Genomic DNA, 14,375 nt, shown 5'->3' on the forward strand with positions numbered 1-14,375 from the left:
TCCACTTATGGCTAAGAGCTCCCAGCCAGGCAAGACCTCAGTAACTCAGCCTCCTCAGCTAGTTGCATGTCCCCACAGCGGCATCTTTACCGATGGGGGCTGTTCTCCCAACCCAGGACCAGGGGGATGGGCGGTAGTGGTGGTTCGAGACAACCAGGTTGTGGAAGAGTTTTGGGGAGGGGATCCCGCCAGCACCAACAACCGCATGGAATTGACCGGCCTCATTCGGGCCTTGCAATACTGCCGGGATACGCTGGGCAACGCGGTAGAGACCATCTACAGCGACTCCCACCTTTGCGTGCAGACTTATAACGATTGGATGGAGCGCTGGGCAGCCCAGGGATGGCGGCGGCGCACAGGGCCAGTGGAAAACTTGGATCTGGTTGAGGAGTTATATCAACTCAAGCAGGAGTGCCCTCAGGTGCGGGTGGTCTGGATCCCAGCCCATCGGGGTCTGCGCTGGAACGAGTATGTGGATAAGCTGGTCGCCCGCGCCCGACCCAAGTAATTCTAATTCATCGCCTCACGGCAGAGTGCAAGACTTCCTGAACCGTTCTGGCCATGCGCTCCCAGGTAAAAGACTTGACCCACTCCAAGCCCTTGCTGATTTTTTCAGCGCGCAGCTTCGGATCCAAAACTTGAGCCATGGTATCTGCCAAAGAATCCTCTACGTAAAACGCAGCATCTCCTCCCGCTTCCACCAAGGCAGAGTTGGGATAGATGATGACAGGGGTTCCACAGGCCATGGCCTCCAATACCGGTAGCCCAAATCCTTCATAGGCACTTGGGTAAACCAGAGCTACAGCATTCTGGTAGGCATGAACCATGCCCTGTAGATCTAGGCGAGCGCTGAAGACAGGCTGAGGAGCTGCAGCTTGCCGGTAGGTCTCTGGAACAAACGACCCATAGGTGCAAAGGACAGGAAAGGGCTTGTAGGACCACTGCTGATAAGCCTCGAAGAACAACTCGTGTCGTTTGTAGGTTCCTTGCGAGCATTGAATGAGTAGCCAGTGTTTGGGGGTAGCCGAGGGATCCGGCTTGAACACACTGGTGTCAACTCCGGGGTGAGCTACCACCGCCTCTTTCCCAGTTAGGCGAAGGAGGTCACGGGCTGTGTTTTGGCTAACCGCTATGATGCGAGTGGCTGCTTCAAGGGCGGCGTGCTTTTGGCGCCACATGGGATCTGAGAGATCCCAACCCAGTAGCTCTGGGATCATGTCATGGAGCAGGAGCACCTGAGGAACGTCAGGAGCTAGATAGGTATAGTAAGTGCTCATAAAAACGTCCGCCCCCGACCAAGCAAAGGCTTGCCGCAACTCAGGATCATCCCAGTAGGCATAGCTAAAGGGATGCCCCTGCATTCTCTCCACACCTTGGGGTAGCTCTCCTATGCCGCCCCGATCGTAGAAAGTAACGCGAATCCCAAAGCGGGGCAATTCTCGCAGTAGGTTGCGCCAAACCGTGGCAATACCACTTTGGGCAAATTGGAAGAACACTCCATCCACAAACAGGTGAAGACGCTCCCGCACCTCTACCACTAAGGGATCCCCGTATGCCCAGGGGAAAAAGGGCTGCAGCGAGCAGGGCTTTTCCGCTTTTTGCAGCTCTTCCCAGGCTTTTACGGCCCCTTGATAGCCGTAGTAGGACTCCTTAAACTCCACCTGTTTTCGCAACGCATAGGCGTAGCGGTCAAACACCAAGCCCTCTGCTTCTGTTTGGTCTGCAGTCAAAACCTTCTTAGGAACCTGTCCATTTCGGGTTAATACGGGCGGCTCGTGGGCTTGCCACTCACACTCGGTGGGATCCCACCTCCAAACTCGCCACCCCTCCATCTGAGGGTTGTTGCCCCACTTGCCTTTGTTGTCCAACACAAGATTGGGGCCCACAAAGTAGCGACAGTAGAACTGAGCTGCCTCTAAACTGGGGTCTGCTTCAAATCGTCGATGCACCCGTCGGATTTGTTCAGCTGTCCAAATCTCATCAGCATCCAACTGCCACAGCAAGCAGGGATAATCAGGCTGAGCTGCCCTGACCATTTCGATTTGGCCATCCCAAAACTGGCCATCAGGCTTCTGAACCAGCCGAACACGGGTATCCTTGGCCGCCAAGTCTCTCAAGTATTCAACTGTGCCATCTAAGCTGTGCCCTTGAGCATACTCCTCAGGGATCCGGCCACCGTTGGCCAAACTCCACCCTGTGTCATGCCGCAAGGCAGCAACGCCCTCAACCACCACCCATTGCCAGGGGATCCCTAACCTATCCAACTGACAGAGAACAGGGTAGTGGCGCTCAATGTAGGGTTGTCCATCCAATACAATGGTGAAGAAATGAATAGGAAGGGTAGCTTTAATATCCTTAAAGATGGCAAAGCCGTTGCGGGCATTTCCCCAGCGAATGAGTCGGTAGCCACAGCTAGGAAGCTTCCTGAAAGAGCGGTTGTTCTTGAAAGCAAGGATATCATTCAAGGCAATATACTTGGGACGAGCACCCCGCTCTAAAAAAACCTGCAGGTCGTACCAGCCTGTAAACTCGCCACCGTCGATGAGAAGAAGATCGGGATTGGGAACTTGACTTGCCCCATCCGTGGGAACAGACTTGAGTAAGTCTTCATCCCCCCGACGCCACTGTAAAGCCTGCTCTCGACCATAGGGAGCCCAAATGCTAGAGCCAGATTCCAACCATTCTTCCACCTCCTCCACTGTAGCGATCCTAGGCTGGGCAGCAGCGTGAATGGGAATGCAGCGGGGATCCTTGCTTACCCTTCTAGCCAACTCTTTGTAGCGCTCAGGATGAGCTTCTATGCTGTAGATGCGAACAGAGTCAGGAAGGGCATATCGCAAAACAGCTGTGGATCCCTCGCCACTACTTGCTCCTATCTCGACTACCACTTGCAGAGAAGGATCCCTGCAGATTTCTGCAAGAGCCGTCCCGAAAGGTTCATCCAGTCGAATCTCTGGTGGGATGTACCACTCTGGCTGAGCAGAGTCATTTTTTCGTTGTTGACCGACCCAATGACTATAAGCAACAGCAGCTTCTCGATGGTAGAAATGATAGAGGGAACTAACTTGAGATGAAAAGGCATCAGGTTCGTCTTGAAAGAGGTCGTAAAGATATCGAGTAATCTGGAATAACCACAGGCGCGCCACCTCCTCTCCCAGCGGAGGATCATAAAGGGAGTTGGCAAAAGCGTCGGGTGGCCAATCTTCTAGGATTTGTTTCAGCACTAGACACACAGAATCCTCTTCCCCAGCTTTGGCGAAGTAGTCAAGGCTGTGTCCCAGGAGCTGGAGTCGCTGGTAGTCGCGTGCGGGCAGCTTCAAGGCTTCCTGCCGCATGCGTTCTGCAACAGGCTGATAGACAATCGAAAGAACCTGCAAAAATCGCCTTGCCTGTGGCCACAGCAATCCTTCCGGAGATCCACCCCCATACCTTTCCGCAAACTCAGGGGCAATGGATAGAGCAATGGTCTCCAGGAGAATTGAAGGGATACCTTCTTGCTCAGCTTGGGCAAAAAAGTCAGAGTAAGATCCTTGCCAAAATAAAGCTCCTAACTGCTCGAAGTTCTTGGCTTGTGTCACAGCTAGTAACCTCTAGTGCTCTTCCCCACAGGCGGAGAAAGTGACTCTGCCCAAGCATAGCAAGGGTTTCAACTTTTGGAAAAGGGAGGACTCCTAGGGAAGGTAGAACTACCTCTTCGGATACTCACTATTCCCATCTCGTCGGTAGCGCACGGGGCAAGTATTCCATGCGCTTCGGTTTGCTAAAGCTAAAGGGAAGATGGTGCTAGGCGCAACTTCTACTTAAGAACTTGGCTTCGTGGGCCTCTGCCCAAGTGCTGCGATTGGCTACAACCACTAGCTGCCTAAGTAGCTATCACGCAGCCTCAGCTTCGTCTCCAGTTTCGTCCCCAAACTCTCCCCCTCTCTTGATTGTGGTTGGAAGCTCTTGGCTTCTGGGATCCTGTCAGCTCAGGCTTCCTGACGATGTTCTGCCAGAGACAGCGCTGGTTCCTCCGTCGGCGCCCCTGGCGCTGGCCTTTTCCACCAAACCGGAAGAGGTGAAGGAGCTGCAAGCCTGGGCTGGGGATCGGCTGGTTCAGGAGGCGGGAGCGCAAGTAACGGAAGCGGACTACAACCGGATCAGGCCGTAGGTGAGGGCGTAGCGCACCAGCTCCGTGCGGCTGCTGGTGCCCGTCTTGTTCAAGAGGCGGGTGACGTATTTTTCCACATTGCGCACGCTGGTCTGCAGTTGCTTAGCGATCTCCTTGTTCATCAACCCCTCCGCCACCTTCTCCAGCACCTGCTGTTCTCGTGGCGTCAGCTCTACCTTGATGGGTGGAGGCAAGGAGGTAGGGGCAGAGGGCTGTGGAGGAGGAGCGGCAGCCAGGGTACGCTCCGACAACAGGGCGCGAATCGAGGCCAGCTCGCGGGCCACCACTTCCGAGGGGCTAGCCGCGCGGGAGCGCTCAATGAGATTGGAGACAATGGCCACCAGCTCTTCTGGATCGAAGGGCTTGGGCAAGTAGGCATCGACGCCGGCCCGGTAGCCCTGGATGCGGTCGGCGGTCATCCCTTTGGCGGTGAGGAATACCACCGGCAGATGGCTGTAGGGCTCGAGTTTTCGCAATTGCGCCAAAAATTGGTAGCCATCCATGCCCGGCATCATGATGTCAGAGATGATTAGCTGGGGCTGGGCCGTGCTGAGCAGTTGCAGAGCCTGTTGGGCGTTGGCAGCCGGGATCACCTCGAAGCCGCTGTCCTCGAGGTAGGCTTGCACCGCTTCCCGCAGGCCCGGCTCGTCATCCACCAGCAGGATGCGGGCCGATTTGCCGGTGGCGGTTTCGGGTTTGGCGTGGTCAGAAGGGGCCATTGTACAACTCCTGGCTAGCTTTCAAGGTTTTGCAGAGGTTTAACCTCTAGGAGGCTTGGGGCAAGCGGAGGCGGAAGCAGGAGCCTTGGGGGGAACTTTCCACCTGGAGATCTCCTCCCATTTGGGTGGCCAAGTCGCGGCTGATGGCCAACCCCAGGCCCTGCCCGGGCTTGGTGAGATCGGCGCGAAAAAACGGATCGAAAATGCGCTCCAGGTTTTCAGGATGGATGCCGGGGCCGCTGTCACAGACGGCAATCCACACCTCCTGCCGAGTAGGTTCGTTGGCCTCTTCCTCTGCAGGCCTAACCTCCACCCTAAGCTGGATGGTGCCCGGTGGAGGGGTATATTTGCAGGCGTTGTCGATGAGGTTGTCCAACACCTGGCGCAGAGCCCGGGGATCCACCTGAACTGGGGGCAGCGAGGAGGGCAAAACGGCTTGGAAGCGATGCCCCTGGGTCTCTGCCAGGGCTTGGTAGAGAGGGATCCACTCCTGGAGCAAGTCAGTTAGGGCGAGGGGTCGGAGCTGCAGGGGGCCTGGAACTCCATCCAGGCGCTCGAACTCGCCCAGCAAGTCTTGCAGGCGCTTACACTCTTTTTCGATACTGAGCCCAATCCAGTGGTTGCGATCTTCAGGGGGCAAGTGCTTTTGCAGCAGCTTGGCCAGCATGTTCAAGGTCGTGATTGGGTTGCGCATCTGGTGGATGAGGGTGGAAAGCTGCTGAACAGGCAGCGTGATCCTTTCCCCTGGGCTGGCAGCCCTGGCCTTGTAGGCAGGCTCAGGCTCTGGCTGGGGCTGGGCAACTTTTTTTCTTGCTGGCATGGATCCCCCCTCTCGGCTCTCCTGGGGCACATAAATGGATCCTAGCCCTATCTCCTCGAGCCTGGGATCCAGACTAGAGCTGGCGGGGTAAGTAGATGTTGAGAATTTCCCCTTGCCGAGCCCGGTGGCGCACAGTGAGATAGCCCCCCAAGGCCCGGAACAGGGTTTGGGCCACTGGCAGGCTGAGGCTAATGGCCCCAGTGTCTGGCTGCACCACCAGCAACTGGCCAATTGCTTGAGGGGACTTGAGTTCCAAGCTAGAGGTGTCACTCCCCTCGGGGGTGTTTACCTGAAACTGCAGCTTCACCAGCTCGCCAGCGCTGAGCAATTGGGCGCGGATGTGGCTGCCAGCGGGGGTACTGCGGGCCAGGCGGTCGATGATTCCAAATAGCACCGCTTCCAGGGCCTTGGGATCGCTGACCACATCGGGCAGCTCGGCAGGGATCTCCAACTCCAAGCGGGATCCCCGCCGCTCTACCTGGTCTTGCCAGCGCGGCAGGTTTTGCCGCACCAGATCCACCAGCGCAATCGGCTCCAGTTGCAGTCGGCGCCCCTCCCCTTTCCCAGCAGGGGGCATCACTGTCTCAGTGGCTTGGAAAAAGAGGCTGAAGCGGTTGATTTGCTCGGTACATTCGCGGTCAATCTTTTCCACGTATTCCCGCACCCGCGGTGGCAGGTCCTGCTGCTTCAGGATGAGACTGGCCAGGGTGCGGATGGTGCTGAGGGGAGTCTGGATCTCGTGGATGAGAGCTCGCAATAGCTCCGCCTCCGAGAGGCTGCTCTGGGAGCTTGGCGCGGTAGGGATGCGGGCGTCTGCTTCCACAGCGGAAGGGGGCTTCTGCGACTTTTCTTTGGGTCGGGCTGCCCGGCTTTCCCCTTCGGTTCTGGCGGGAGGCAGGCGGGCGGGCGGGGATCCCGCCTCAGCGAGTGAACCCAGCAAGAGGAAGCTGCTAAAGCGAGCCAGCACCCGCCCAGGAGGCTTGGTCAGGGGGTAGTGGAGAGCCAGCTCCCGCCAAGCGGCTAGCTGCTCGGGTTTGCTCTGCTGCACCCGTTCCTCCAAGTTCTGCCAGGCCCGCCGCACCACTTCCGGCTCGAAAGAGAGCATCATTCCCCTTTGGCGGGTGTGGGGGTGGTACCCCTGGACGGCTATCACGGCAAAAGCAGGCGTAAGCAGCAGCAGAAATGGCTCCTCCACCAGCGGATCCTGGGGCAAGAGAGGGATCACGGTGTGGCCAGGAGCTGGGATAGACTCCGGCGGCAAATTCGGCGTAAACAGCCAAGGGGCCTCCCGCGCAAGCTCTCCGGGGCGGCATGGCAACGCCTCCAGGGACGGCGGATCCCCTATCATCCAAAAAGGCCACCAGGGTACCGGCCCGCCGATAACCACGCCAAATTGACCCACCTCCTGCCATAGCCGCAGCAACGCAGCCACTGCCTGCTGCCAGACGCGCCCCCCTGCCCCCGGCAACCATTCTGGCAGGGGCAGCTCAGCCCAAAGGGCCTCCAGCAGGGACAGAAATCGGCGGCTGTTCACGGATCCCTCTGCTCCCACCCCTCCCCTGGTAGAGTAGCGGTTGCCATGCCCCTCAGACAGCGGAAAACCTCACCTTTAGCGGGGTGGATCCCCGCCTTAGCCAGTTCGCCCATCGGGAAGCGTGGCTCCACGCAAGTTGGCCCCCTTGAGGTTGGCCGTGCTCAGATCGGCGCGCGTGAGGAGGGCGTTGCTGAGATCAGCATTTTCTAGGTTGGTGCGACCCAAGTAGGCGTCCACAAGGTTGGCAGACCGCAGATCAGCTCCAGCCAGATTGGCTCGACTCAGATCCGCCCGCGCCAGCTTGGCCGAGCACAGACAGGCAGCAGAAAGATCGGCACCCTCTAGAGTTGCTTCGCTAAGGTTGGCCTCTGCCAAGTTGGCCTGGCTAAGCTTCGCCTCCTTCAAATTGGCCTTTCCCATCTGCGCCCCTTGCAAGTTTGCGCCTAAACAGCAAACCTCCCTTAGGTCAGCGTTGCTGAGGATGGCTCCCTGCAAACAGGCTTGCTGCAGGTTGGCCCCCTGCAAGTGCGCCCCAACTAGACTAGCCTCTTTGAGGTTGGCCCTGCTGAGATTGGCCCGCGTCAGATCTGCTCCCGATAGGTTGGCCCCCCTAAGATCGGCGCGGCTGAGGTTGGCGCTGCGCAACACCGCTCCTCGGCGGCTCTCGTAGCGGAGATTGGCTCCACGCAGGCAAGCCCCCTCCAGGTTGGCGCTGGTCAAGTCGGCCCAGCGGAGATCGGCATCGATGAGGTTGGCGTCAATCAACAGGGCCAGCCTCAGGTTGGCCCGGTGCAAGTCCGCCCCTTGCAAGGTGGCACCGTGCAGTTGAGCGTCCCTGAGATCTGCCTCGCTCAAGTCGGCCTGGTTGAGGTTGGCTCCACTGAGGTCGGCTCCCACCAGGTTGGCTTTGCTTAGCTTGGCTCGCCCCAAGTAGGCAAAGATGAAGCTGGCTCTCTGCAGGTTGGCCTGGGAGAGGTCTATCCCAATTAAATCGGCTCGGCTGAGGTCAAGGGCGGCCAGGTTCTCGCCTACGAAGGAAGTGCACCCCCCTCGGTACAGGCGGAGCAGATCTTTAGCATCCATAGCAGGCTGGTCCGCTCCTAGCAGCCATTTTAAGAGGCCCGACTCTCAGGCCAGGCCAAACAGACGGCGCTCCGCCTCCTCCATGCGCGCTAGGAAGGTGGTGAACTTGGCGGAGATTGCCTCGATTTCCTGCAAAAAGGCGCGCAAGGTCTGGTACTTGAGAACTAGGGCCTCCTCGAGAGGATGGCTCTGCAACTGCTCCTCTAAGGCTTGTCCCAACTCGCTCAGAGCATTTTCAATGGCGGCTTTGAGCGTGCCACTGCTGCGCCGTACCAAGCGCATGACCTCCTGCTGCAGGTGAGGCTTCTGCTGGACCAGATCGCTATTGGCCAGCACCTGCCGCAGGGCCGCATAGGGATCTCCTGGCTGAGGTGGCGTCTCGACCCCTTCTTCTGTCGGCCTTAACAAGCGCCACTCGGATTGCTCCAGCTTTTCGAGGATCCCTCTAAACAAGGCGGCGGATCCCTCAAAGTCTTTGAGAAAGCCGCGCAGCACCTGGTGCTTGAGGGTGAGGTATTGGGCTGGATCCTCGTCCTGCAGGATCTCGTCCAGGGCATTGCCCAAGTCGCTTAGGGTGTTCTCGAGGGTAACCATCAGGGATCCGGCGCTGCGCTGCAGCAGTTGGCGGCAGGGTTCCGGGAGCTCTTGGGCTGCGATGGCAGGAGGGCCAGCTAGGGAAAGTTCCGGCTCCAGCCAGCTCATGCCACTGGACTCCACCCCCCCAGCCGCACTTTCCCCTTTTAGCCAGTCGAGATCAGCAGTGGGGGTTTCGGCAGCCAGCCCCCCGCCGGCAACCGTTTCTAGGGGCACATAAGCGTAGAGGGGCTGCAACATCTGCAGCAGGGCATTGGCTGCCTGGGCATCTTGCTCAGGTTCCTGGAGTTGCCGCACCGCCTGCTGCAGCCGCGCCTCCAGCTCCTGGGGGGAGTTGCAGGCTTCGTAGAGGGCCTTGAGCAATTCGTCGAGGCTATAGCGCCTCAGGGTCGCCAACCCTTGCCCTGTGGGCTCTAGCTTGTGGTACAGAGCTGTAAACAGAACCAGCTTGGCCCGCAACGGACTGGTCTGCTGCATCAGCCCAGCCCGCAGCTCAAACGGATCGTAGGCTTGCTTGCGCAGGTGTAGGCCGCCGTACTCCAGCGGAGGAGCCTCCCTGGCTGAGCTGCTGAGATCCCTTTGGGTTAGCTGAGAAGGCTGGTAGAGGGGCTGGAGCTTGCTCAGCAGCAGCTTGGCGATGCGGGCGTATTCGGCCTTTTTGTTAAGGCAATGGATGGCGTCGCGAAAACGCTGGCCCAGGTCCTCAAGGGTCGCATGCTCACGGCAGAGCTGCTCCAACAGGGCCCTTAGCTCCTCTTCGCTCAGCTTGCTGGCGTCGTTGGTCCAAGTGCGGGTGCAAGTAAAGTAAACCAGCTTTTTCACTCGGTCTGCGTACCCGCCCTGCTGCACCGCCTGCACAACAAGGCCAAGGGGATCCGAGAGAGCCATAAGAGCTGCTACGCGAGAGCTTTAGGCTTAGGCTGTTTCTGGAGGAGCATGGCCCAAGAGGTACCACCATCATCACATCATGAAGCCAGCGGCGGAGACAATAACCTTGGCTGCGGCAGAGGCTGCCTCAATCCTCCTGCCAGTCGAGTTCGGGATTGGTTAGGACCTGACGGCTCTGCTTGCGGCAGGGAAAGTGATGTCTTTCCCCGCTTGGCTTGAAACTTGCCGCTTGCGCTTCCTGGAGTTCGTGTAAAAGCTGCAGGTAGAACGCTCGCCGCTCCCAGTCCAGCTCCCGCAGCCCACAACCCGGCTCCCGATCGTGCAGGCAATCGCGAAACTGGCAGGTGCCCAGTCGCTCCCGCACCTCCGGAAAGCAGTGGATTAGCTGCTGAGGTGAAACCGGCGGGATCCCTTCGCCAGCATTGAACCCCGGCGAATCGGCAATCCAACCGCCTTCTGGCAGAGGGAACAGCTCCACGTGGCGAGTGGTGTGCCGCCCCTGGCGCAGCTTCTCTGACACCGCTTGGGTGGCCAGCTGAACACCTGGCAGCAGCCGGTTGAGCAAGCTGGACTTGCCTACCCCCGAGGGGCCGGCTACCACGGAGATCTGATCCCGACAACGACGGCGGAGCTCGGGGATCCCGGCCTCAGTCAGGGCACTGACCAACAGGGGCTCGTACCCCCACCGCTGCGAACGCTGCCGCCACTCCTCGGCTACCGCCGCTTCGACACAGTCACACTTGTTGAACACCACCTGAATCCGCAGGTGGCTGGCCTCTGCTTGCACCAGCAGACGGCTGAGGGCGTCGGGGTCGGGCTCCGGATCCGCCAGAGCCACCACCACCAGGACCTGGGTCACGTTGGCAATGGCCGGCCGCGACAGCTGAGTTCGCCGCGGCAGAATGGCCTCAATCGCCCCCCGCTCTGGCCAAAGAGGAGCAGCTGCTGGGGGCAGGCTAACCTCCACCCAGTCTCCCACCATCACCTGCTGTCCCCCTTTTTTGAGCTTGGCCCGCGCTGTGCAGAGGAGCTCTGCCGGCAGCGGCTTTTGGGCGGGGAAATGCCCCTCGATCTCGGGAAAGAGGGCAGCCAGCTCGGGATCGATGCGCACGCGATAAAAGTTGGCCTGGGCAGCTCGCACCCAGCCGGTGCAAGTGGATCCCTGCCCCTCCCTCCGGTGGCTCATGCCAAGTTCCCACGGCGTACCCAGAGGATGTAATATCCCTCGGGCGCCGCTTGTTGCCCTTCAATGGAATGGCCCGCCATCGTCAAGCTCTTGGGCACCTGCTCCAGGGGCTCCCCTGCATCCAGCCACAGCTCCAGCAGCTCCCCTGGGGCCATGCGTTCTAGGCGCAACTTAGCGCGCACGTAGTTGAGCGGACAGGGGATCCCGCGCTGATCCAGAACCAGCTTTACGTCTTGGGGGGGAACTGCCTCTGCCATCATTCCTCCTCCCGCTCCCGATGGCCAGGCCTTTGGGCTAGCCCACGCAACAGCCCGCTCAAGAAGCCATCCCGCTTGTTGGTGCGTTCTCCATGCAGCTCAGCCAAGCGTAGGAGCAACTCTCGCTCTTCTGCGCTGAGGCGGGTGGGGATCTCCACCACCAGCGTGACTTTGTGGTCACCCCGCACCGCTGGGTTGCCAAGACGCGGCACCCCCTTGCCCTCCAAAACCAGCACAGTGCCTGGCTGGGATCCAGGGGGGATGACTAGCTCCGTTTCTTCCTCTAGGCCGGCTTTTGAGTCTACCGTGGGCACTGAGACTTTGGCTCCCAAGATAGCTTGCAGGTAGCTCACCCGCACCTCGGAGAGAATGGTGAGGCCATCCCGCTGGAAGTCGGGATCCGGCTCGACCGACAGGTAGACATAGAGATCTCCTGGCGGGCCGCCACGCCGACCGGCGTCTCCTTCGCCTGCAACCCGCAAACGGGTGCCGCTGTCCACGCCGGCAGGGATGTTGATGCGCAGCTTCTTGGTAGTCTGGATCACTCCCTCTCCGTTGCAGTGGGAGCAGGGCTCCTCCAGCACCTGGCCGCTTCCTCCGCAGGTGGGACAAGTGGAGACCTGGGTAAAACTGCCAAAGGGCGTTCGGGTGGCCCGTCGCACCTGGCCAATGCCGCCACAAGTGGGACAGGCTTTCATACCCCTGCCCGGTTTAGCGCCGCTGCCCCCGCAGACAGGACAGGTTTCCAGGTGGCTGATGCGGATTTGCTTTTCGCCCCCGAAGATGGCTTCAAGAAACTCCAGCTTCAGGTCAAAACGCAAATCATCCCCCCGTACCGGCCCTTGGCGGCTACGGGCATAGCCGATCCCTGCTCCGGCAAAATTGGTGAAAAAGCTCTCAAACAGGTCAGCAAAACTGCCAATTCCACCGAAATCCTGGAACCCACTGGCTGCTGCTGCTCCGCTTAGCCCTGCCTCGCCATAGCGATCGTAGCGGGCCCTTAGCTCGTCATCGGAGAGCACCTCATAGGCGCGGTTGATCTCCTTGAAGCGATCCTCAGCCCCTGGCTCCTTGTTGACATCGGGGTGGTACTTGCGAGCTAGCCGGCGATAGGCGCGCTTAATCTCCTCCTTGGAGCTACCACGGCTAACCCCCAAGATTTCGTAGTAGTCGCGGGCCATAGAAACGCTTCAGAAAAAGAAAGCTCAAACTCGCTGAAGACACAACTGGCTAGACGACCTAACGGCAACTTTGCTCAGCAAGGGCCATAAATCTCGCTCCCCATCTCCAGGAGCGCTGCCCTCAGCTCTTCCATTGCCTTCTGCAAAGTCGCTAAGTCTACGTTATCATCTGACAGCAGTGCCCTCAATGTGCCCGCTGCCTGGGCCCCCCGCTGGCGGCAGGCCTCACTGAGGCGGCTGGCATTGTCCTGCAGTGTCTTTTCGTAGTTGTAGAGCAGGCTGTCTGACTGGTTGCGGGCTTCCGCCAACTGGCGCCGGCGGCGATCTTCTTCCGCGTAGAGTTCCGCCTCCCGGCGCATCCGCTCAATCTCACTGCTGCTGAGGCCGCCGTGGTTGGTGATCGTGATGCTTTGCTCAAGCCCTGTTCTCTTCTCGCGGGCTGAGACCTTGAGGATACCGTTGGCATCGATATCAAACGAGACTTCAATCTGGGGCACTCCGCGAGGGGCTGGCGGGATCCCAGTTAGCTGAAAACGGCCCAAGGTCTTGTTATCCTTAGCCATGGCCCGCTCCCCCTGCAGGACGTGAATTTCCACCATTGTCTGGCCGTCAGTGGCTGTGGAGAAGATCTGGGTTTTGCTGGTGGGAATGGTGGTGTTGCGCTCGATGATGCGGGTGAACACCCCCCCCAAGGTTTCCACGCCAATGGAGAGAGGGATCACGTCCAGCAGGAGCAGGTCTTTGACCTCTCCGCCCAACACGCCTGCCTGGATGGCTGCGCCAAGGGCCACTGCCTCGTCGGGGTTGACAGAGCGATCTGGATTTTTTTTGAAGATTTGCCGAATTTTCGCCTGAACAGCCGGGATCCGCGTCGATCCTCCCACCAGCAGCACGCGGTCGATGTCCTCCGGGGAGAGGCCTGCATCCTGCAGGGCCTGGAAAGTAGGCTCGACGGTGGCCTCTACCAGATCTCGCACCAGCTCTTCGAACTGGGCGCGGGTTAGCTCCACTTCCAGGTGCTTGGGCCCAGAGTCGTCGGCGGCGATAAAAGGCAAATTGATCAAGGTAACCTGGGTGCTGGAGAGCTCGATTTTGGCTTTCTCCGCCGCCTCCCGCATCCGCTGTAGGGCCATGCGATCTTGAGAAAGGTCGATCCCTTCCGTCTCGAGAAACTGACGGATGAGCCAATCCACAATTCGCTGGTCGAAGTCATCCCCGCCCAAGTGGTTGTTGCCAGCAGTCGCTTTTACCTCGAACACGCCGCCGCCCACCTGCAACACAGAGACATCGAAGGTACCCCCACCCAGGTCGAAGACCAAGATGCGCAGATCCTGATCCTGCTTGTCTAGCCCGTAGGCGAGAGCTGCCGCTGTCGGCTCGTTGATGATGCGCAGCACCTCCAGCCCCGCGATAGTACCGGCATCTTTGGTAGCCTGGCGCTGGGCATCCGTGAAGTAGGCAGGGACGGTAATCACGGCCTGGGTCACTGGCTCCCCTAGGTAGGCCTCCGCGTCGGCCTTTAGCTTTTGCAGGATCATGGCGGAGATCTCCTGGGGGGTGTAGGCGCGATCCTGTGCCACCACCTCCACCATGTTGTCCCGGCCAGGGATCACCTTGTAGGGAACCCGCCTCCGCTCTTCTTCGGTCTCAGCAAAGGTGCGGCCAATAAAGCGTTTGATGCTGTAGATGGTGTTTTCTGCATTGGTGACGGCCTGGCGCTTGGCCAGTTGTCCCACCAAGCGGACATTGTTCTTGGCAAAGCCGACGATGCTAGGGGTGGTGCGCCCTCCCTCGGCATTGGTAATCACCACGGGCTGACCCCCCTCCAAGACTGCCACACAGCTGTTGGTAGTCCCTAGGTCGATCCCGACAACCTTCCCCATAGCCCCTTTTCCCGCGCATCAAACGCCATCCCACCGAATCATTCTGCCCAGAGTCCTCCAGAAACCTTCAGGTGGTGCTT

The 14,375-nt window shown here is 59.4% G+C and carries 11 protein-coding genes; 1 reads left to right on the forward strand and 10 read right to left on the reverse strand.

Going from position 1 to position 14,375, the window contains the following annotated elements:
* Window positions 1-7: 7 nt before the first annotated feature.
* A complete protein-coding gene (locus NW807_RS09755) occupies window positions 8-508 on the forward strand; it encodes a ribonuclease H family protein (RefSeq protein WP_414406196.1) in 501 nt (166 codons plus the stop codon).
* 7 nt (window positions 509-515) lie between these two features.
* On the opposite strand, the gene NW807_RS09760 is transcribed toward NW807_RS09755, so the two are convergent.
* The 10 genes from NW807_RS09760 to dnaK all read right to left on the reverse strand — a co-directional run bounded on the left by NW807_RS09760 (window position 516) and on the right by dnaK (window position 14,295).
* A complete protein-coding gene (locus tag NW807_RS09760) occupies window positions 516-3,578 on the reverse strand; it encodes a glycosyltransferase (protein WP_414425984.1) in 3,063 nt (1,020 codons plus the stop codon).
* 550 nt (window positions 3,579-4,128) lie between these two features.
* Window positions 4,129-4,869 carry a response regulator gene (locus NW807_RS09765; RefSeq protein ID WP_414420172.1) on the reverse strand — a complete coding sequence of 247 codons (741 nt, stop codon included), beginning with the start codon at window positions 4,867-4,869 and terminating at the stop codon, window positions 4,129-4,131.
* 46 nt (window positions 4,870-4,915) lie between these two features.
* The gene (locus NW807_RS09770; protein ID WP_414425985.1) at window positions 4,916-5,719 is read right to left on the reverse strand and encodes a sensor histidine kinase; all 804 of its coding nucleotides are present in this window, start codon (window positions 5,717-5,719) and stop codon (window positions 4,916-4,918) included.
* A 43-nt stretch (window positions 5,720-5,762) separates the two neighbouring features.
* Window positions 5,763-7,223, reverse strand: coding sequence for a sensor histidine kinase (locus tag NW807_RS09775; protein ID WP_414406192.1), 1,461 nt, complete (start codon window positions 7,221-7,223; stop codon window positions 5,763-5,765).
* 96 nt (window positions 7,224-7,319) lie between these two features.
* Complete coding sequence (locus NW807_RS09780) at window positions 7,320-8,306, reverse strand: pentapeptide repeat-containing protein (RefSeq protein ID WP_414406191.1); 987 nt, start codon at window positions 8,304-8,306, stop codon at window positions 7,320-7,322.
* A gap of 45 nt (window positions 8,307-8,351) precedes the next feature.
* Window positions 8,352-9,788, reverse strand: a complete 1,437-nt coding sequence (locus NW807_RS09785) for a hypothetical protein (RefSeq protein ID WP_414425986.1) — start codon at window positions 9,786-9,788, stop codon at window positions 8,352-8,354.
* Window positions 9,789-9,915: 127 nt separating this feature from the next.
* Window positions 9,916-10,974, reverse strand: coding sequence for a ribosome small subunit-dependent GTPase A (rsgA, locus tag NW807_RS09790; RefSeq protein ID WP_414425987.1), 1,059 nt, complete (start codon window positions 10,972-10,974; stop codon window positions 9,916-9,918).
* Window positions 10,971-11,234, reverse strand: coding sequence for a sulfurtransferase TusA family protein (locus NW807_RS09795; RefSeq protein ID WP_414406188.1), 264 nt, complete (start codon window positions 11,232-11,234; stop codon window positions 10,971-10,973). Before NW807_RS09795 ends, rsgA begins: the two co-directional genes overlap by 4 nt.
* Entirely contained in the window at window positions 11,231-12,412 is a 1,182-nt protein-coding gene (gene dnaJ, locus NW807_RS09800; protein WP_414406187.1) for a molecular chaperone DnaJ, read from the reverse strand. The genes NW807_RS09795 and dnaJ overlap by 4 nt, the downstream gene beginning before the upstream one ends.
* 74 nt (window positions 12,413-12,486) lie before the next feature.
* Window positions 12,487-14,295 carry a molecular chaperone DnaK gene (gene dnaK / locus NW807_RS09805; protein WP_414425988.1) on the reverse strand — a complete coding sequence of 603 codons (1,809 nt, stop codon included), beginning with the start codon at window positions 14,293-14,295 and terminating at the stop codon, window positions 12,487-12,489.
* Window positions 14,296-14,375 lie beyond the last annotated feature (80 nt).

It is taken from the genome of Synechococcus sp. R70.1, assembly GCF_047461675.1.
Lineage (GTDB): Bacteria > Cyanobacteriota > Cyanobacteriia > Thermostichales > Thermostichaceae > Thermostichus.

Excerpts from the sequence above, each read along its gene's own strand:
- NW807_RS09780 (WP_414406191.1), bottom strand. The coding sequence starts at position 8,306 with ATGGATGCTAAAGATCTGCTCCGCCTGTACCGAGGGGGGTGCACTTCC.
- NW807_RS09795 (WP_414406188.1), bottom strand. The coding sequence starts at position 11,234 with ATGATGGCAGAGGCAGTTCCCCCCCAAGACGTAAAGCTGGTTCTGGAT.
- rsgA (WP_414425987.1), bottom strand. The coding sequence starts at position 10,974 with ATGAGCCACCGGAGGGAGGGGCAGGGATCCACTTGCACCGGCTGGGTG.
- NW807_RS09785 (WP_414425986.1), bottom strand. The coding sequence starts at position 9,788 with ATGGCTCTCTCGGATCCCCTTGGCCTTGTTGTGCAGGCGGTGCAGCAG.
- dnaJ (WP_414406187.1), bottom strand. The coding sequence starts at position 12,412 with ATGGCCCGCGACTACTACGAAATCTTGGGGGTTAGCCGTGGTAGCTCC.
- dnaK (WP_414425988.1), bottom strand. The coding sequence starts at position 14,295 with ATGGGGAAGGTTGTCGGGATCGACCTAGGGACTACCAACAGCTGTGTG.
- NW807_RS09755 (WP_414406196.1), top strand. The coding sequence starts at position 8 with ATGGCTAAGAGCTCCCAGCCAGGCAAGACCTCAGTAACTCAGCCTCCT.
- NW807_RS09765 (WP_414420172.1), bottom strand. The coding sequence starts at position 4,869 with ATGGCCCCTTCTGACCACGCCAAACCCGAAACCGCCACCGGCAAATCG.